Origin of the sequence: Aliiruegeria sabulilitoris (assembly GCF_001558155.1) — a bacterium.
In the GTDB taxonomy this organism is placed as follows: Bacteria; Pseudomonadota; Alphaproteobacteria; order Rhodobacterales; family Rhodobacteraceae; genus Tropicimonas; species Tropicimonas sabulilitoris.
Window position 1 is genome coordinate 332,104 of the sequence record NZ_LOAS01000001.1, and the last position, 18,333, is coordinate 350,436.

At 62.7% G+C, this 18,333-nt stretch carries 16 protein-coding genes; 10 read left to right on the plus strand and 6 right to left on the minus strand.

Annotated elements, in window-relative coordinates; genetic code table 11:
• Positions 1-133 precede the first annotated feature (133 nt).
• The gene (locus tag AX756_RS01520; protein ID WP_068307708.1) at positions 134-805 is read right to left on the minus strand and encodes a GntR family transcriptional regulator; all 672 of its coding nucleotides are present in this window, start codon (positions 803-805) and stop codon (positions 134-136) included.
• Positions 806-1,340: 535 nt separating this feature from the next.
• Between AX756_RS01520 and tkt the strand changes: the two genes are divergently transcribed.
• The 4 genes from tkt (at position 1,341) to AX756_RS01540 (ending at position 6,020) form a co-directional block, all read left to right on the plus strand.
• Complete coding sequence (gene tkt, locus AX756_RS01525) at positions 1,341-3,365, plus strand: transketolase (RefSeq protein WP_231700956.1); 2,025 nt, start codon at positions 1,341-1,343, stop codon at positions 3,363-3,365.
• Between the two features lie 10 nt (positions 3,366-3,375).
• Complete coding sequence (hyi, locus tag AX756_RS01530; protein ID WP_068307710.1) at positions 3,376-4,143, plus strand: hydroxypyruvate isomerase; 768 nt, start codon at positions 3,376-3,378, stop codon at positions 4,141-4,143.
• 79 nt (positions 4,144-4,222) lie between these two features.
• Entirely contained in the window at positions 4,223-5,104 is an 882-nt protein-coding gene (gene garR / locus AX756_RS01535) for a 2-hydroxy-3-oxopropionate reductase (protein WP_156461355.1), read from the plus strand.
• A 109-nt stretch (positions 5,105-5,213) separates the two neighbouring features.
• Positions 5,214-6,020 carry a shikimate dehydrogenase family protein gene (locus tag AX756_RS01540; protein WP_068307712.1) on the plus strand — a complete coding sequence of 269 codons (807 nt, stop codon included), beginning with the start codon at positions 5,214-5,216 and terminating at the stop codon, positions 6,018-6,020.
• Between the two features lie 266 nt (positions 6,021-6,286).
• On the opposite strand, the gene AX756_RS01545 is transcribed toward AX756_RS01540, so the two are convergent.
• A complete protein-coding gene (locus AX756_RS01545; protein WP_068307713.1) occupies positions 6,287-7,003 on the minus strand; it encodes a response regulator transcription factor in 717 nt (238 codons plus the stop codon).
• Complete coding sequence (locus AX756_RS01550; RefSeq protein ID WP_068307715.1) at positions 7,000-8,178, minus strand: GAF domain-containing sensor histidine kinase; 1,179 nt, start codon at positions 8,176-8,178, stop codon at positions 7,000-7,002. Before AX756_RS01550 ends, AX756_RS01545 begins: the two co-directional genes overlap by 4 nt.
• A gap of 285 nt (positions 8,179-8,463) precedes the next feature.
• Here AX756_RS01550 and AX756_RS01555 point away from each other — a divergent pair, with 285 nt between their 5' ends.
• The 6 genes from AX756_RS01555 (at position 8,464) to AX756_RS01580 (ending at position 14,906) form a co-directional block, all read left to right on the plus strand.
• Positions 8,464-9,471: an ABC transporter substrate-binding protein gene (locus AX756_RS01555; protein WP_082738872.1), complete on the plus strand. Its 1,008-nt coding sequence runs from the start codon at positions 8,464-8,466 to the stop codon at positions 9,469-9,471.
• 66 nt (positions 9,472-9,537) lie between these two features.
• Positions 9,538-10,965, plus strand: a complete 1,428-nt coding sequence (locus AX756_RS01560) for a sugar ABC transporter ATP-binding protein (RefSeq protein ID WP_068307721.1) — start codon at positions 9,538-9,540, stop codon at positions 10,963-10,965.
• On the plus strand, positions 10,962-11,891 hold the full coding sequence (locus tag AX756_RS01565; protein WP_068307723.1) for an ABC transporter permease: 930 nt from the start codon (positions 10,962-10,964) through the stop codon (positions 11,889-11,891). Before AX756_RS01560 ends, AX756_RS01565 begins: the two co-directional genes overlap by 4 nt.
• Positions 11,888-12,865 (plus strand): ABC transporter permease, encoded by a 978-nt coding sequence (locus AX756_RS01570; RefSeq protein WP_068307725.1) that lies wholly within the window; start codon positions 11,888-11,890, stop codon positions 12,863-12,865. The genes AX756_RS01565 and AX756_RS01570 overlap by 4 nt, the downstream gene beginning before the upstream one ends.
• Positions 12,862-13,812 carry an SMP-30/gluconolactonase/LRE family protein gene (locus AX756_RS01575; RefSeq protein WP_068307727.1) on the plus strand — a complete coding sequence of 317 codons (951 nt, stop codon included), beginning with the start codon at positions 12,862-12,864 and terminating at the stop codon, positions 13,810-13,812. Before AX756_RS01570 ends, AX756_RS01575 begins: the two co-directional genes overlap by 4 nt.
• 155 nt (positions 13,813-13,967) lie before the next feature.
• On the plus strand, positions 13,968-14,906 hold the full coding sequence (locus AX756_RS01580; protein WP_068307729.1) for a 2-hydroxyacid dehydrogenase: 939 nt from the start codon (positions 13,968-13,970) through the stop codon (positions 14,904-14,906).
• A gap of 289 nt (positions 14,907-15,195) precedes the next feature.
• On the opposite strand, the gene AX756_RS01585 is transcribed toward AX756_RS01580, so the two are convergent.
• From AX756_RS01585 to AX756_RS01595, 3 genes are all read right to left on the minus strand, one after another.
• Complete coding sequence (locus AX756_RS01585) at positions 15,196-16,098, minus strand: AEC family transporter (RefSeq protein ID WP_068307731.1); 903 nt, start codon at positions 16,096-16,098, stop codon at positions 15,196-15,198.
• Positions 16,099-16,173: 75 nt separating this feature from the next.
• Positions 16,174-17,325, minus strand: a complete 1,152-nt coding sequence (locus AX756_RS01590; protein ID WP_068307733.1) for a fumarylacetoacetate hydrolase family protein — start codon at positions 17,323-17,325, stop codon at positions 16,174-16,176.
• Between the two features lie 76 nt (positions 17,326-17,401).
• Positions 17,402-18,319: a dihydrodipicolinate synthase family protein gene (locus tag AX756_RS01595; protein WP_068307735.1), complete on the minus strand. Its 918-nt coding sequence runs from the start codon at positions 18,317-18,319 to the stop codon at positions 17,402-17,404.
• Positions 18,320-18,333: the final 14 nt, after the last annotated feature.

The window sequence follows — 18,333 nt, forward strand, 5'->3', positions numbered from 1 at the left end:
CCACTCATGGTTCAGGACATGCCGGCGTTTCGAGAACCGCACGACCAAATGGAATCCATTATACCAAACCCATAAATTCGGGTAATCATTCGGGTTCAGGATGTCAACGTCGCTGCATTTCGGATCCGGCGGATCAAAACACGCCGTTTTCCATTGCCTCAAGGAAGTTCTCACGCGTGCGGCCGATATGGGCTTTCAACACCGTTTCGATATCGTCGAGTTCCGTCTCGGAGAACATCTTCACGATCTGGCGGTGCTCCTCCATGGAAACCGCGCGGTCCGCTTGGTAGTCGATCGTCAGGTTGTTGCGAAGCGCCGAGATCCGTCCGGCGATAAGACCGTACGCATCCTGAAAATACGGGTTCCCGCAGTGGCTGAAGAACAGCTGATGCAAGGCGTCATCGAGCGTGGCATAGCCAAAGCCGTCATCTTTCGCGAAGGCCTTCTCCATTTCTTCAAGGCATTCAAGCAGGGCTGCATTGGTGGACGCATGATCGTGCTCGGCACATAGCGGTATGACCGTAAGCTCCATCGCGATGCGGAAATCGCACAGATGGGCGATATCCTCCATTGTCGGGCGGAACACGAAGCTGCCGCGTTGCGGAGCGATCTCGATCAACCCCTGCAACTGGAGCAGGTTGAGCGCTTCGCGCACGGGGGTGCGGCTCACACCGAAAGCACTGGCCAGTTTCTCTTCGGAGAGGGCCTCGCCGAGCTTGAGTTCGGCCGTCACGATCGCCTCTCGCAGGCGTTCCGTCACAGCATGTACCAGCGTGTTCGGGCGTGTCAGAGAAAGATTGATCAATTTGATCTCCAGCTTCGTTGAGACACGATCGCCCGGTTGGCCAGACTGCCGCGACAAATAGTCCCCAGCCTAAATACGGTCACGATACAGGTCCTTCAATCCCCTTCCACAGCGCCGCGCTTGGTCCGCGCATCGACCCGATCCATCCTGACATTCGACCTGACCCAACATGGCCGTGAATACACGCGCCCCCGATTGTCGCATTGCGAAAATCTGCGACTCTGTATACCGTACCTTACATGCGGCGGACGGCGCAACCGGCTCCGGTAGCGACCTGTTGCCTCTGCCGGAACGGCCACCGGACAAGGCGAAAAGCCGGGAAGTGGGAGGAAGGTCATGAAACAATGCACCTTTTCACCGAGCGCCATGCATGGCGCAGCGGAGTTTTCTGCCGCCCGCACGTCGGGCGCTCCGCCATTCCGGGCATTTGATTCCCACCGAATCCAGACAACCGACGGCAAAAATACGAATTCCGGGAGCAGGGCTGCGCGCCGGCTCCTCTGACACCTGTCTCTCAGAGATGGAAAGCGAGGCAATGATGGACGTTTCATCTTCACCCCAAGCCCTGACCGGGCCACGCACCAAGCGGATGGCGAACGCGATCCGGGCGCTTTCGGTCGATGCGATCAACAAGATCCAGACAGGTCACCCGGGCCTGCCGCTCGGCGCGGCAGACATGGCGACCGTCCTGTTCACGCAATTCCTGAAATTCGACCCAAAGAAACCCGACTGGGCCGACCGTGACCGTTTCGTCCTCTCGGCTGGCCACGGCTCCATGTTGATGTATTCGCTGGGCTACCTGACCGGCTACGAGGCGATGACGCTGGACGACATCAAGACCTTCCGGCGCCTTGGCAGCCGGGCGATGGGCCACCCCGAAGTCGATCTGGACATTGGCGTCGAGGCCACCACCGGTCCGCTCGGGCAAGGGGTCGGTATGGCCGTCGGCATGGCGCTGGCCGAGCGCATGATGCGCGAGCGTTATGGTTCCGATCTGGTCGATCACTATACCTACGCGCTGGTCGGCGATGGATGCCTAATGGAGGGTATCTCCTACGAGGCGACCGCACTGGCCGGGCATTGGGGCCTCGACAAGCTGATCGTGCTGTTCGACGACAACGGAATCTCCATCGACGGGCCGACCAGCCTGGCCACCTCCGAGAACCAGAAGCTGCGGTTCGAAGCCGCCGGTTGGGACTGGCAAGCGGTTGATGGGCACGATCCCGAAGCCGTTGCCGCGGCCATCGCCAAGGCCAAAACGACGAACACGCCCAGCATCATCGCCTGCAAGACAACCATCGGCCTCGGCATGCCGGTCAAGGAAGGCACCGCTGCCGCTCACGGTCAGCCGCCGACCGACGCCGAAGCCACTGCAGCCCGTGCTTCCTATGAGTGGGACTATGCCCCCTTCGAGGTCCCCGAAGACATCCTTGCCGACTGGCGTGCCGCCGGTGCGCGCGGTGCGGTGGATCAGGCTGCCTGGCAGGCCCGTCTGGACGCAGCCGATACCGGCACGCGCAAGGAGCTGCTTGCGGCCATCGCCGGCGAGTTGCCCGAGGGTTGGCATGATATCATCGACGCGGTGAAGCGGGAGGTCGCCGAGGCTCCCAGAGACGAACCGACCCGGCAATCTTCCCAGAAGGTGATGAGCAAACTGATCCCGGCCATCCCGACCATGATCGGTGGCTCGGCGGACCTGACACCGTCCAACCTGAGCCGCCCCGACGAGGTGGACTCGATCTCGCGGGACAATTTCGCCGGCCGCTACATCCATTTCGGTATCCGCGAACATGCGATGGCGGCGATCACCAACGGGATCGCGCTACACAAGGGCTTCCTGCCCTATTGCGCCACCTTCATGTGCTTCTCGGATTACTGCCGCCCCGCGATCCGTCTCTCGGCGCTGATGGAGCAGAAAGTGCTCTACATCATGACGCATGACACGATCACGCAAGGCCCGGACGGCCCGACCCACCAGCCGGTCGAGCATTTCGCGACCTTCCGGGCAACGCCCAACATGCTGTCGCTGCGTCCCGCCGATGCCGCCGAGGTGGCCGAATGCTGGGAGCTGGCGCTGGAAGCCGAGGACATGCCGGTTGCCATGATCTTGACCCGCGAGAAAGTTCCGGCGGTGCGTTCGGGCTATTCGGAAGAAAATCTCTGCCGTCGTGGCGCCTATGTCTTCACGGAGGCATCGTCCAAGGCCAAGGTGACGCTGCTGTCTACTGGCTCGGAAGTCTCCGTCGCGCTCGGCGCACAGAAGCTGCTTGAAGCGAAAGGCGTGCCGACCCGTGTGGTCTCCATGCCCTGCCTCAGCCTCTTCGACCAACAGGATGCAGCGTACCGCGCCTCTGTGCTCGGAACGGACACACTGCGCGTCTCCGTGGAGGCCGCGACCGTCTATGGCTGGGAGAAATACGTGGGTCCGGACGGGCTCATCATCGGCCTCGACGGCTTCGGCGCGGCCGGCATGCCGGATGAGCTGATGGAACATTTCGGTATTACACCCAAAGCCGTTGCCGCCGCTGTCGAAGCGCGGCTGGCGGAAACGAAAGCGTGAGGGCGCAGACATGGTAAAACTTGCAGCCAACCTGTCCATGCTCTTCCCGGAGATGGGCTTTCTCGACAAGTTCAAGGCGGCGGCCGATGTCGGCTTCAAGGGGGTGGAGTTCCTCTTTCCATATGCCTACGAGGCCGACCAGCTTGCCGATCTTCTCAAGGCCAACGACCTGAACCAGGCCCTCCATAACCTGCCGGCCGGCGACTGGGCCGGGGGCGAGCGCGGCATCGCCTGCCACCCGGACCGCGTGGGGGAGTTCCAGGACGGCGTCGGCAAGGCCGTCGCCTATGCCACCGCGCTCTCCTGCCCGAAGGTGAACTGCCTGTCCGGCAAGCTTCCAGAAGGAGTGGACCCGGAGAAGGCCGAGGAAGTGCTGGTCGAGAACCTCCGCTTCGCCGCCGCCGAGTTGAAGAAGGCCGGCATCCTGCTGGTTGCCGAGGCGATCAACACTTTCGACATCCCCGGTTTCTTCCTGTCCAACACCGCGCAGACGCTCGCGGTCCTGGACAAGGTCGGCTCCGACAACCTGCTGTATCAATACGATATCTACCACATGCAGCGGATGGAGGGGGAACTGGCCAACACGATCAAGGCCAACCTTGCCCGGATCGGCCACATCCAACTGGCCGAAAATCCGGGACGTCACGAGCCGGGCACGGGGGAGATCAACTACGACTTCCTGCTGCCTTATATCGACGAGCTTGGATATGATGGCTGGATCGGGTGCGAATACGTGCCCGATCAGGGCTTCGGCTGGCTGGAACGCTTCAAAGCCTGAGCAAGGCAACGCCTGAACGCGAGACCGGGGCCACCTTCCCGGCATCGCGGGTCGAAACACAAGGACTCTGGAGATAGACATGAAAATCGGATTCATCGGTCTCGGCATCATGGGCCGCCCCATGGCCAAGAACCTCATCAACGCGGGCTATTCGCTGGTCGTATTCGACAAGTTCGCCCCCATGGACGACCTCGTCGCGCTCGGCGCCGAAGCTGGCAGCTCCAGCAAGGACGTGGCTTCAAAGGCCGACCTCATCATCACCATGCTGCCGAACTCGCCGCATGTGCGGGAAGTGGTCATGGGCGAAGACGGCGTTCTGGACGGCGCCAAGCCAGGCACGATCCTGGTCGACATGAGCTCGATCGCCCCGGCCGCCTCGCAGGAGCTGTGCACCGCGGCCGCCGAAAAGGGCGTCGTGATGCTCGACGCGCCGGTCTCCGGCGGCGAGCCCAAGGCCATCGACGGCACGCTCGCAGTCATGGTGGGCGGTGACGAAGCCGCCTTCGGCAAGGTCAAGGATGTGCTCGACGTGATGGCGGGCTCCGTCGTCCGCGTCGGCGATATCGGCGCCGGCAACGTCACCAAGCTGGCCAACCAGATCATCGTCGCGCTGAACATCGCGGCGGTCTCCGAAGCCTTCACCCTTTCGACCAAAGCCGGCGTGAACCCCGAGGCCGTGTTCGACGCGATCAAGGGTGGGCTCGCGGGCTCCACGGTGATGAACGCCAAGATCCCGATGATCCTGGAGGGCAATTTCAACCCCGGATTCCGCATCGAGCTGCATATCAAGGATCTGCAGAACGCGCTCGATACCGCGCATGATCTGAACGTCTCGGTCCCACTCACCGCCGGTATCATGGAAGTCATGCAGGCGCTGAAACTCGACGGCGAAGGCGCCAGCGATCACTGCGCGGTGGCCAAGCATTACGAGAAACTCGCCAAGGTCGAGATCCGCAAATAAGCGGAAAGCGTTCGCCGGAGCACCCGGCCGGATCGATCTCCCGCGAGATGGCGGGACGCACCGGCGAACGTCACCACCTGACAACCAGACAATAGCTAGGACAATGGCAATGAAACCTGTCATCAGCGGCACGACGAAAGTCTTCGGTGTCGTGGCCCACCCCATCGACCACGTGCGCGTTCAGTTCCTGTTCAACGAGTATTTCGAGAAGGAAGGCATGGATGCGGTCTTCATTCCCGTCCATGTGAAACCCGGAAACGCTGCCAAGGCGATGGAAGGCTTCAAGGCGCTGTCGAATTTCGGTGGCATGGTCATTACCATCCCGCACAAGGTCACCTTCATGGACCTCGTCGACAAGGTGCTGCCGACGGCTGCGCTGGCTGGAGCCACGAACATCATCCGCCCGGAAGAGGACGGAAGCTGGACCGGCAACAACCTCGACGGCATGGGTTTCGTGAACGGCCTGGCCGACCAGATCTTTTCGCCCAAGGGCAAGTCCTTCCTGGTGGTTGGCACCGGCGGCGCCGGCTCGGCCATCGCCGCAACGCTCGCGCAGTCCGAGATCAGCCGCCTGACCATCAGCGACCTCGACGGCGCACGCGCAGAGGCGCTCGCCGGACGCTTGCGCGGCGCAGTGCCCGACCTGCCGATCTCGGTCGAAGGTCCTGGCCCGAACCCGGCCGGCTACGACGTGGTGGTCAATGCCACCCCGCTTGGCATGCATGAGGACGACCCGATGCCGATCGATCCCGACCTTCTGGAAGGCGACACTGTCGTTGCCGAAGTCGTGCAAGTTCCCCCGGTGACCCGCCTTCTGAAGGAGGCCGAAGCCCGCGGACACAGAACCCTGCAGGGCGGCAGCATGCTCGACTACCAGTTCATCGAGATGGCACGCTTCTTCCGCACTGCGGAATAGTTGCAGAGCTACGGTCTTTGTCTGCAAGTTTGCGGATCGGCAGGAATCTTGCCGGTCCGCTTTACGGAAAATGCCGCACACGATTGCGATCCTGTGGATCGTGCCTCCGGCGGGAATTTTTTGTGTCAAAAGAAGTCGCTGGAAAGCTATAGACATCTTCTGACGAGGAGTATCCCGAGCGGCCACCAATGGTTCGAACAACCAATGGCGGCCATCAGCGCCCCCCAGTCTTCGAAAACGGCTCGGAAAAATCCTATCCGGTCGATTTACCCGCGCCGCGCTAGCCAGCGTTCGAAATCTCGCTGCGCGGTATCCAGTGAGTCGATATTGATCGTGCGGGTCACGAGCGCCCGGTTCAGCGCCCGCACACGCTTGTTCAATTGCAAGCCCTCGTCCGTGACGGTATCGACCCCGAGCTTGTCATAGAGGGACAGCAGCCTGTTTTGCACCGTGCGCAGCGACATGCCGCGCCGTTCGGCGATCAGCTTGTCCTGCAGACCGATCGCGAGATCCAGCAGGATCTCGTATTCGCTGTCCTGAAGCGCGTTGCGCGGCGAACTTGCTCGACGTTGCAGGCGGTGGATCTCGCGGTCGACCATGATCTGGCCTTCGACCAGAACCGCCCGCAGCGCCAGCTTCAACCGGTCGCGGGAGGCTGTCTTGAGAACGTAGCCATAGGCGCTGTCTTCGGGCACCGTCGTGGAAATGCCACGCAGGTAAGCCTCGTCCGCGTAGTTCGACCAGAACAGAATCCGTGTGTGCGGACGCTCCGACCAGATCGTGCGCGCGGCCTCGATCCCGTTGCGGTGTTCCATCTGAAGGTCCATCACCACCGCCTCGATTCGCGCCGAGCGGGCCTGCTTTTCACCCTCCTCGCCATTCACCGCGTGAAATATCTGGGTGACTTCCGGAAGCGCCTCGACCAGCGCATCTTCGAGATAGGACGCATGAAACTGGTCGTCCTCGACGATCAGGACCTTCATTGTTTTTCCTCCAGGGAAACACGAACCGTCGTGCCCTCCGTACCCGAGATGGCCAGATCGGCCGCGATCAGCCGCGCACGGGTCCGGATATGAGCAATGCCCGACTGGCGTTCGGGATCGGCAGGGATGCCGCAGCCATCGTCGCGGATTGTCACCGTCAGCAACCCGGGCGCATCGCGGTCGATACGAACGGTGATGTGCCCGGCGCCGGAATGCGCCGCTGCGTTGTTGATCGCCTCCTGGGCAATGCGGAACAGCGAGATCCGAACCGTTGGATCGAGCCGGTCCGGTGCGCCATCCGTGCTGTCCTCGACCGCGATTTCCACCGGCGCCCCACCCACCGCACGCTCAAGCTGGACATGCACCGCATGTGTAAATCCGAACAGTTCCAGCAAGGTTGGCACGGCCGTGTCGATGATCCGGCGCAGATCGCCAATCGTCTCGCCGATCCAGGCAGCGAGCGCGTCTCGATTCAACGCCTCCTCTCCCGTGACCTCGCGCAGAAGTCGGGTCAGATCGGCCAGCGTCTGGTCATGCAGATCCATGCCGATCCGTTGCCGCTCCTGCTCCAGCGCCTGCGTCAGTTCCAGCGCCCCGCGCCGCAACCCTTCCTCGCGCGCCTGCGCCGCTTCGCCGGCACGGGCCGCCTGCTTCGCCCTCTGGGCGGTATGCATGGCGTGGAAGGATGGCGCGAGGATATCGGCCACGTGCTGGGCGAGTCCGACTGTTTCGATATCGTAGAGACCCGGGGTGGAATGAGAGATGTTCAGCGTCCCGATATGGCGACCCATCACCTTCAGCGGCACGTTCACCCGGCTGCGTAGCTTGTGATTGAAGATCGGCGCCGAGGTTGCCCCGGCAAAGGTATAGCGTGGGTCCCGCGTTGCGTCCGCCGTCAGCATGTATTCGCAGTCATTCAACAGCAGATCCCGAACCGGCGAGAAATTCAGCCGTGTATGTTCGCGTGACCAGCGGGTGCGGATGCCAACCTCGTAGCTCGCCACCCATCCCGGACGATCATGCAGACAGATGTCGGTATGGGTGAAGGGGATAACCTCCGCGATCTCGTCGGCAACGGCCTCTAGCGCAGAGGTGATATCCGTTCCTTCTGCCAGATGCGCCGCGATACGGAGGAACACGTCGTCCGCGATCAGCGGCTTGTGCTTGGTGGCCATCATCTCCTCCCGGGTTCAGCCGGCCAATCTTGCGTGTACCCGAAAGAGTGCACGACAAATCCGGGAAAGAAAACACCACTGCCCGCAGTCATATTGCGGGAACCCGCAAATTTTGTGCGGGGCGGTTCCTTTACAGTCGGCCTGTCCCATTTACCATCGTCGCCACCTGATCGGCTGAATTGTCGGCGGGCGCGGCGTTGAGGAGCGCCGGAGTTCACAGAGTGCACGCAGTTGGCGTGCCAAGGAACAAATGCACGCCCAAATGCGTGCAGGGAGGAAATCACGATGACCAAGTTTCTTCTTGGGGTGGCTGCGCTCGCCCTGGTAGCAGGTGCCGCACAGGCGGAGGACACCTCCGGCAAGCGCATCGCATTGTCGAACAACTATGCCGGTAATTCCTGGCGCCAGGCGATGCTGCAAAGCTGGGAAGGCGTCGCGACCAAGGCGGTGGCAGACGGTGTTGTGGCTGCGGCCGACGCCTATACCACATCCGAGAACCAGGCCACCGAGCAGGCCGCGCAGATCCAGAACATGATCCTGCAAGGCTATGACGCGATCGTCATGAACTCGGCCTCGCCGACGGCGCTCAACGGTGCGGTCAAGGAAGCCTGTGACGCGGGTATCACCGTTGTCAGCTTCGACGGCGTCGTGACCGAGCCCTGCGCCTGGCGGATCGCGGTGGACTTCCAGCAGATGGGTCGCGAGCAGGTGGATTACCTTGCCACGCGCATCCCCGATGGTGGCAATCTGCTCGAGATCCGTGGCCTCGCCGGTGTTTTCGTCGATGACGAGATCAGCGCGGGGATTCACGACGGTGTGGCCAAGCATGACCAGTTCAAGATCGTCGGCTCCGTGCATGGCGACTGGGCGCAGGACGTGGCGCAGAAGGCCGTCGCAGGTATCCTGCCCTCGCTTCCGGAAATCGTCGGCGTGGTCACCCAGGGCGGTGATGGCTATGGCGCCGCGCAGGCCTTCAAGGCCGCTGGCCGTGACATGCCGTTGATCGTGCTCGGCAACCGTCAGGACGAGCTGAAATGGTGGGCGGATTCCTATGCCGAATCCGGTTACGAGACGATGTCGCTCTCCATCGCACCCGGCGTCGCCTCGCTCGCCTTCTGGGTCGCACAGCAGATCCTGAGCGGCGAAGAGGTGCCGAAGGACCTGACCGTTCCGTTCCTGACTGTCACGCAGGACACGCTGGAAGAAGCGCTTGCCACCACGCCGGCCGGCTCCGTCGCCAATGTGAGCTACGGCATGGAAGACGCCAAGGAAGTCATCGCTTCGGCGAAATGACCTAGGATCCTCCCCAGCGCGGGCCGGGAAACCGGCCTGCGCCCCTTTCTGGAACACGAGGCGCGCATGAGCGAGCAAGTAGGCGCCCCCATCGTATCGCTGACCGACGCCGCCAAGCATTTTGGTCCGGTACGCGCACTCGACGGGGTAAGCTTGTCCGTCCGGCCCGGGGATTGCCTCGGGCTCGTCGGGCATAACGGGGCCGGAAAATCCACGCTGGTCTATCTCATCAATGGCGGACTCGCTCCAAGCTCGGGCGAGATCGTTTTTCCGGGGGCCACTGATGCCGCCGGTGCGGGCGTCCGCTCGGTTTTCCAGGAATTGTCGCTCTGCCCCAACCTGACCGTGGCCGAGAACCTCCGGATTTCGCAACGCGACCTGAAGGGGGCCAACTGGCGCCGGACCGCTGGCGACATCATCACCAAGAGCCTCGACCAGATCTTTCCCGGCCATGGAATAGACCCCAGTTCCGAGATCGACTCCCTGCCCATCGCCGAGCGGCAGATGGTGGAAATCGCCATCGGCTTTGCCCCGCGCGGCTCGAAAGCGCGCCTGGTCATTCTCGATGAGCCGACCTCTTCGCTCGATGCCGGGATCGCGGAGCAGCTCCTGGCTCATATCAAGAAATTCTGTGCCGACGGCGGCGCGGTAATCTTCATCTCGCACATGCTGGGTGAAGTCTTCGAGGTCGCCTCGCGCATTATCGTTCTCAAGGATGGCGGCATCGTTGCCGAACGTCCCACGGCCGAGTTCACTCGGCGGGGTCTGGTCGAAGCGATGGGCCACGTCGCCGCCGAGGGCACAGAGGCCGCCGCGACCGCGCAACGCCACACCGGTGAGATCGTTATCCAAACCGAGCAGGGCCTGACCGCGCGCAAGGGCGAGATCGTCGGTCTGTCGGGCCTGGCCGGCCATGGCCAGGCTGCAGCGCTGGCAAAGCTCTACCTCTCCAGCAGTTCCAACTGGCGCGCCGGGCATCGCCCGAAATGCGTCTTCGTTGCCGGCGACCGGCCACGCGACGGAATCCTGCCGCTCTGGTCGATCCTCTTCAACATGTCGATCTCCCTCCTGCGCCAGCTCGATGCCTGGGGGTGGATCGACCGCAAGGCCGAACGCGCGAAGTCCGAGGAATGGAAGCGCCGGATCGGCATTCGCACCGACGATGTCGAGAACCCGGTTCTGTCCCTGTCGGGCGGCAACCAGCAGAAGGTGCTATTCGCCCGCGCGCTGGCCTCGAACGCGCCGGTGGTGATCATGGACGACCCGATGCGCGGCGTCGATGTCGGCACAAAGCAGGATGTCTATGCCATGCTGCGGGAGGAGGCCTCGAACGGCCGTACCTTCCTGTGGTACTCGACCGAGACCGAAGAGGTCTGCCAGTGCGACCGGGTCTTCGTCTTCCGCAATGGCGAGATCAGCGCCGAACTGACCCCACCGAACATCACCGAGGAACGCATCCTCGAAGCGTCCTTCCACATGCAGGAGGCGTCATGAGCTTCTTTTCCAAATACCGCATCCTGCTGCCGGTGATCTCGCTCGCCGTGCTGCTCGCGGCGACCTTCTACATGCAGCCACGTGCGATGAGCTATTTCGGGCTCAACCTGCTGTTCAACCTCGCGGTTCCGATCGCGCTGGCGACCATCGCGCAGATGATGATCCTCATGGTCAACGATATCGACCTCTCGGTCGGCGCCTTTGTCAGCCTCGTGGCCTGCATCACCGCGACCTATCTCAATGACAGCCCGATGATCGGAATCCTGATGCTGATGGCGCTGATCCTTGCCTATGCGGCGATGGGTGCCGTGATCGACGCGCTGGAACTTCCGGCCATCGTGGTCACGCTGGGTATGTCCTTCGTGTGGGGCGGGTTGGCGCTCTTCATACTGCCGTCGCCGGGTGGCGCCTCTCCGGGCTGGCTACGGACCCTGATGACAGTCAAACCGCCGTTCATGCCGATGGCCGTCGTGGCCTCGATTCTGATCGCCATCGTCACCCATTTCCTGATTATGCGCTCCGGCTTCGGGACCGTGCTGCGGGGTGTCGGCGGCAATGCACGCGCCATTACCCGCGCCGGCCTCTCTCTCACCCGGCTCAAGGCCTGCGCCTATGGGCTGGCCGGGCTGTTCGGCGTGCTGGCCGGCATGGCGCTGGTGGGCCTGACCACCGCGGCGGACGCCAATATCGCGCTGCGCTACACTTTGCTTTCCATCGCCGGCGTGATCCTGGGAGGTGGTGAGTTCATCGGCGGCAAAGTTTCTCCCGTAGGTGCCGTGATCGGTGCGCTGACACTGACGCTGGCCGCCTCCTTCCTCAGCTTCCTGCGGCTTTCGCCGGACTGGCAGATTGGCTCGCAAGGCGCCATCCTGATCCTCGTGCTGACCGCGCGGCTGATCTTCAGCCGGAAAGGAGCCGCCACATGAGCGCGCAATCTGCATCCCGAAAAAGCGGCTTTTCGTTCGCTGCCCTCACCTCCCGGCCCTGGATCTGGTCCTGGACGGCCGCAGCCCTAGCCTTCTCGGCTACGCTCTGGCTGACCTCGGGTCGTGGCGCGGGCGAGCTTGCCTATGCCGCCCTCAGCTTCGGCGCCTTCGCGGCCATTGTCGGGCTAGGACAGATGCTCGTCATCACCCTCGGCCCCGGAAATATCGACCTGTCGGTACCGGCAACGATGACTCTGGCCGCAACGCTCGCCTTGCGTGCAATGGGAACGGAACCTGGCACCGCGTTCTATGGGCTCTTCATCGCACTCGCCACCGGCCTCGGCGTCGGTCTGGCCAATTACGCGCTGATATTCCTGCTGCGACTGCCGCCGATCATCGCGACGCTGGCCGCCTCGCTGATTTACCAGTCCATCGCCATCTGGTCGAACCGCGGATTGCGGATCAAGCCGCCCGAGGGGTTGGCCGATTTCTCGACCGGACGCTTTCTCCACATCCCGAATGTCGCGTGGATCGCCCTTGCGCTCGCTATCCTCCTCTGGATCCTCCTGGAACGGATGACATGGGGGCGCTGGCTGCTCGCAACGGGCCAGAACCTCCGCGCTGCCCGACTGGCTGGCGTGCCGGTCGAGGCCGTCCGGGCGACGACCTATATCACCGTCGCGCTGTTTGCCTCGCTCGCGGGTTTCCTGCTGGCCAGTTTCTCCGGCGGCGCCGCGCTTAACATGGGGGCCGAATACCTGCTAATGTCCATCGCGGTCGTCGTGATCGGCGGTTGCTCCGTTGCCGGCGGCGATTCCAACGTGCCCGGCGTCTGGGGTGCGGCGCTCTTCATGTTCCTTGTGGTTTCGATGCTCAACAGTTACGGCACCGGGGCCGGCGTGCGCATGGTCCTGACCGGCACCATCATTATCGCCATCGTGATTGCCGCCAGCACCAGGAGGTCCAAACAGTGACGGTCTACCCCCCGCATCTCCAGATCCACGACGACCGCTTTCGAGAGCTGGTGCACCCGATGTCCCATCTCGAGCATCTGGCGAGCGGTTTCATCTGGGCCGAGGGTCCGGTCTGGTTCGGAGAGTGGAACAGCCTGCTCTTTTCCGACATCCCGAACCGCCGCATCATGTGCTGGAACGAGATGACCCGTGAGTTGACGCAGTTCCGTGCCAATACCGAGTTCAACAACGGCAATACGCGCGACCGCCAAGGGCGGCTGATCGGCTGTCGCCATGGCTACCGGGATGTCGTGCGGACAGAGTATGATGGTACGCTGACGGTGCTGGCCGACAGCTACCAGGGCAAGCCGCTCAACTCTCCCAACGATGTCGTTGTCAGCTCCGATGGCGCGATCTGGTTCACCGATCCGACCTACGGCATCATTGGCAATTTCGAAGGTTACCGCCGCGCGCAGGAACAGCCGAGCCAGAACGTCTACCGTATCTCGCCCGAAGGGGAGCTGACCGCCGTCGTGTCCGACTTCGTGCAACCGAACGGTCTCTGCTTCTCGCCCGACGAAACCAAGCTTTTCATTGCCGAGAGCGGTTCCAGCCACAGGGCCGACGTGCCCTCGGAGATCCGCGTCTTCGGTGTCGATGGCGGAAAACTCACGGATGAAGGCGTCTTCGCCACGATCGACAAGGGCCTTCCCGACGGGATGCGCTGCGACATGGCCGGAAACCTGTGGTCCTCGGCCAAGGACGGCGTGCATTGCTTCGCGCCCGACGGGGCTTTGCTTGGCAAGATCCTTGTGCCGGAAACGGTCGCCAATATCTGCTTCGGAGGTGCGGATGGGCATCGCATGTTCATCACCGCCACAACCTCGATCTACCGCATCTATGTCGATACTCCCGGGGCCGAACCGTGGACCCGGGGCCGTTCCGCGGCAAATGGCCCGGTAAGCTGACCGAGGCGTGTCTTGCCTTCCGCGGGGATCACCCGCAGAAAACTGGAGCATCGCCGGGGGCAAGCCAACCTGGCGTGAGAGAGGGTTGATGTATCAGCCTTTTTGTCGTCCGTTCACAATGCCCCAACTTGCAAATAAGGACCCAAGGAGACGCCATGTCCGCCACCATTGTCATCGGCCCCTATAGCGAGACCGACCTAGCCGCCCTGAATGATGCCTTTGCGCCGACTTTCCTTGCGAGCCCCGCCGATCTGGCCGGGCTCGACGCGGCCACCCGCGAAGGCGCGACTGCCGTGGCCTTCAAAGGGCATAATGCCTTTGGCGGCGAAGCAATGGACCTGCTGCCAAATATCGGGCTGATCGCCAATTTCGGCGTCGGCTACGACGCAATCGACGTGAAAGCGGCCGATGCGCGCGGGATCAAGGTTACCAATACCCCGGACGTTCTCAACGACGACGTGGCCGATCTCGCCGTGGCGCTTCTGCTGATGCGTGGTCGCGAGATGGAGCACGCCACCAACTGGGCCCGCTCTGGTCAGTGGAAGGGAAAAGGCGAGTATCGCCTGAACCGCAAGGTCAGCGGCGGCAAGGCCGGCATCGTCGGTCTCGGCCGGATCGGGCGCGAGATCGCGAACCGACTCGTCGCTTTCAAGATGGATATCCATTATTTCGCACGTTCCGAAAAGGAAACGTCAGGCTGGACCTATCATGCCGATCCAGTCTCGCTGGCAAAGGAAGTCGACTACCTGATCGTTGCACTGGTTGGCGGGCCGGACACGGTGAACTTCGTCTCTGCCGAAGTTCTCGATGCGCTCGGGCCGCGTGGCATCATCGTCAATATCTCTCGCGGAAGCACCATCGATGAAGAGGCTCTGCTCGATGCGTTGGAGCAGGACAAGATCTACGGCGCCGCGCTCGACGTGTACCTGAACGAGCCCGATATCAATCCGCGTTTCTACGCACTGGACAATGTCGTTCTGCAACCGCACCAGGGTTCGGGCACGGTGGAGACCCGCGCGGCAATGGCCAAGCTCCAGCGCGACAACTTGGTCGCCTATCATGCCAAGGAACCGCTGCTGACGCCGGTGAATTAAGAGCGGAAAAGGGCGAGGCGGCGCCCTGTTGGAGCGTCTGTTCGTTTTGAGCCACCCCTTCGTCCACGAAGGTAGACGATCCTTCGGATCGTGCCTCCGGCGGAGGTATTCTAGGAAAGATGAAGGGGAGAAGCACATTGCTTCCCCTTTCCGGAAAATATCCTGGGGGAGCGCTCGATAGAGCGCAGGGGGAAACGCCCCCTTCCCAACCCCGCAATCTGCTCAAAGCAGAAATTCTGTCTTATATGCTCTGAAAACGCACCTTAGCCGCTAGGCTCAAGGTGTTTTGTCAGGCGAGCCAAGCCAGCGAAATCAGCGACAGAACCGAAGTCCAGATGATGACCGGCGCGATCTGGTCGGTGCGCACGCCATGCAGCAACGCCAACGAGAAGGCCATCGCCCCGGATGGTCCGGCCGCGCAGAGCAGAAGAAGGGTGTTCCACTCCTCTGGTCGTTCGCCAAGATGCAGCGCCGCCCAGGCAAGCGCCGGGAAGGCGATGAGTTTCAGAGTGGAAATTGACACGACGGTCGGCGTTGGAACGAGGTTCTGGCCTGACAGGATCACGCCGAGCGCGAAGAGCGTCATCGGTGCGGCTGCGACGCCGGCGAAATTCATCGCCGTCAGCACGGGAGCCGGCGCGGTTAACCCGGCAAAGTTGAAGACCAGCGCGAGCAGGACGGCGAGGAGCACAGGGTTGCCCCCGAGCCGTTTCAACGTTTGCCCCAATGCCGCACCGCGATTGGCCAAAAGGTCGGTCGTGATGATGAAGAAAGGAAAGCTCACCGCCGAATCCCAGGCCACGACCGCGCGGATCGGCATTCCGGCCTCGCCGCCGTGCATCAGTTGCGCGATCGGCAGGATATAGAGCACCGAGTTGACGAAGACGGTTGCCATTGCCAACAGCCAGGCTTCGATCGCAGTTCGCCGCAACAGGTAGCGCGCAACCGCGAAAGAGAGAGCAAAGACCACGACCTGGCAACCGATATAGATTGCCATTGCATCGAAATGGAACGCCGAGAGATCCAGCCCGCTTACCAGCGGGAAGAGAAGGGCCGGTTGTAATACGAGGAAGCCGACGCGATTGATCGCCGCCGCTTCCGCCCGGCTCACCTTGCCGAAACGGCCGAGCAAGAAGCCAAGTGCCAGCATCGAGAAGACCGGCAGGATCTGATGTGTCAGGACGTGGAGCATGGGACGGTGCCGCTGGAGACCTTTGCTGAATTCACTTTCACCGCCCCGGGACATGAGGGCGCCATTTGACGCCGATCAGAGCAGTTCCCGGCCCGCAAGGTTCCGCATCAGCGCCGAGATGCCGAAGCGCCATTCCGGGCATTCGGTCGAAAGCCCAACCGTGTTGCGCAGCTCGCCGAGCGCGGGTTCGGAGATCGTGACCACGTCGCCCAGGTGATGCGTAAAGCCCTGTCCCGGCGCATCGCGATCCTGGACCGGGGCGAAGAGCGTGCCGAGGAACAGGAAGAAGCCGTCGGGATACTGGTGATGGCGGCCAACGGTCTGCTGTACGAGGTTCTCCGGGTCCCGGCTGATCTGCGACATGGAGGAATGGCCATCGAGCACGTAACCATCCGTGCCTTCGACCTTCATCGTCAACTCGGCCTTGCGGATATCATCGAGTCCGAAGCGTTCATCGAACAGGCGCAGGAACGGACCGATCGCGCAGGAGGCGTTGTTGTCCTTGGCCTTGCCGAGCAACAGCGCCGAGCGGCCTTCCACGTCACGTAGGTTCACGTCATTGCCCAATGTCGCGCCGCAGATTTCGCCGCGCCCGTTCACGGCCAGCACAATCTCCGGTTCCGGGTTGTTCCACTTCGACATCGGGTGCAGACCGACCGCCGCGCCCCATCCGACCGAAGCCATGGTCGGGCATTTGGAAAACACCTCCGCATCAGGACCAATCCCGACCTCGAGATATTGCGACCAGAGCCCCTCCGCTTGCAGGACCGCCTTCACGTCCATCGCCTTGGGCGAGCCGGGCTCGATGCCCGAAAGGCTGTCGCCGATCACCGCGCCAACCTTTTCCCGGATCGCGGCCGCGCTGTCGGGATCGCCTGCGGCCTGCTCCTCGATCACCCGCTCCACCATGCTGGCGGCAAAGGTCACGCCGCAGGCCTTGATCGACTGCAGATCGGGCGGCGCCAGCAGGCGCAGATCGTCCTCGCCGGCATCGGGAGTGGAGCCCGCCACGAGTTCCGCCAGCGAACAGATCGCTTCGCCCGAAGCGGCGCGGGTGGTCGCGGTCGGGTCTGCGCTGTCCAGCAATGCCTGCATGGTCGGCAACTCGCGGCTGGTGATGTCGGTGACAGTGTCGCCATCCAGCCGAACCAGCGCCGGGCCGATACCCGGTCTCCAGACTCGGGTGACAAGGGTGGCTTCGGGGGTCGGGTTGGAAAGCGGTAGCATCTTGGTTCTCCTGTGGCTCGTTTGGCGAAGACCTTCCGGGCCGATTAGATCATTGCACGCAATTGATTGCTCGGCCTCACCTGCCCCAGCGGAGCACGAGCGGGTCGAGCGGGCGCAGCAACTCAAGCAGCATCGCGGCGGTGTCCGGGTGCAACGGCGGGATCGGATGGCGGCAGAACGCGGAGCCGATCACCCCGCCCTCTACCATCGCGACCTTGGCGGAGCGGAATCCGCATTGACGGTTCTCGTGGTTGATGGCGGGAAGCACGCGGGAGTAGCCATCGATTGCCGCTTGGCGGTTCCCGGCGAGGAAATCCCGGATCACCGGGCCGATCAGGTCGGGGATCATGGCCGATGTCATGGAACCGGTCGCGCCGGCATCGAGATCGGCCAGCAGCGTGATCGCTTCCTCGCCGTCGAAGGGCGCTTCGATCAGGTCGCCACCCTCGGCGATAAGCGCCCGGAGCTTGCCTGCCGCCTGCGGGCATTCGATCTTGAAGAGCTTCATCATCTCGATCTCGCGCGCCATCCGCACCAGCAGCGGCACCGGCAGGTCCACACCCGAAAGCGGCGCGTCCTGCAGCATGATCGGGATACCCACCTCGCCCACGGCCCGGAACTGCTCGAAGGTCTGCTCCGGCGTGCCCTTGAGCAGTGCGCCGTGATAGGGCGGCATCATCATCACGATGGCCGCGCCGAGATCCTTGGCGAAGCGCGCCCGCTCCACGACGATGGGCGTCGCGTAATGGCTGATGGTGACGATCACCGGCACCCGCCCCGCGACATGTTCGAGGCATAGCCGTGTCAGCGTTTCACGCTCGGCATCAGAAATCAGGAACTGCTCGGAGAAATTCGCCAGGATACAGATGCCGTCGACCCCCTGGTCGATCATGCAGTCGAGAACGCGCTTCATGCCGTCGAGGTCGAGGCTGCCATCGTCATGGAATGGGGTCGGGGCGACCGGCCAGATGCCGGAATACGGTCGGTCCGTCATGGGATCTCCGGTTT

Coding starts and splice junctions, on each gene's coding strand:
- AX756_RS01570 (WP_068307725.1), top strand. CDS start 11,888: ATGAGCGCGCAATCTGCATCCCGAAAAAGCGGCTTTTCGTTCGCTGCC.
- AX756_RS01545 (WP_068307713.1), bottom strand. CDS start 7,003: ATGAAGGTCCTGATCGTCGAGGACGACCAGTTTCATGCGTCCTATCTC.
- AX756_RS01580 (WP_068307729.1), top strand. CDS start 13,968: ATGTCCGCCACCATTGTCATCGGCCCCTATAGCGAGACCGACCTAGCC.
- AX756_RS01560 (WP_068307721.1), top strand. CDS start 9,538: ATGAGCGAGCAAGTAGGCGCCCCCATCGTATCGCTGACCGACGCCGCC.
- AX756_RS01550 (WP_068307715.1), bottom strand. CDS start 8,178: ATGGCCACCAAGCACAAGCCGCTGATCGCGGACGACGTGTTCCTCCGT.
- AX756_RS01565 (WP_068307723.1), top strand. CDS start 10,962: ATGAGCTTCTTTTCCAAATACCGCATCCTGCTGCCGGTGATCTCGCTC.
- AX756_RS01555 (WP_082738872.1), top strand. CDS start 8,464: ATGACCAAGTTTCTTCTTGGGGTGGCTGCGCTCGCCCTGGTAGCAGGT.
- AX756_RS01595 (WP_068307735.1), bottom strand. CDS start 18,319: ATGACGGACCGACCGTATTCCGGCATCTGGCCGGTCGCCCCGACCCCA.
- AX756_RS01540 (WP_068307712.1), top strand. CDS start 5,214: ATGAAACCTGTCATCAGCGGCACGACGAAAGTCTTCGGTGTCGTGGCC.
- AX756_RS01590 (WP_068307733.1), bottom strand. CDS start 17,325: ATGCTACCGCTTTCCAACCCGACCCCCGAAGCCACCCTTGTCACCCGA.
- garR (WP_156461355.1), top strand. CDS start 4,223: ATGAAAATCGGATTCATCGGTCTCGGCATCATGGGCCGCCCCATGGCC.
- tkt (WP_231700956.1), top strand. CDS start 1,341: ATGATGGACGTTTCATCTTCACCCCAAGCCCTGACCGGGCCACGCACC.
- AX756_RS01585 (WP_068307731.1), bottom strand. CDS start 16,098: ATGCTCCACGTCCTGACACATCAGATCCTGCCGGTCTTCTCGATGCTG.
- hyi (WP_068307710.1), top strand. CDS start 3,376: ATGGTAAAACTTGCAGCCAACCTGTCCATGCTCTTCCCGGAGATGGGC.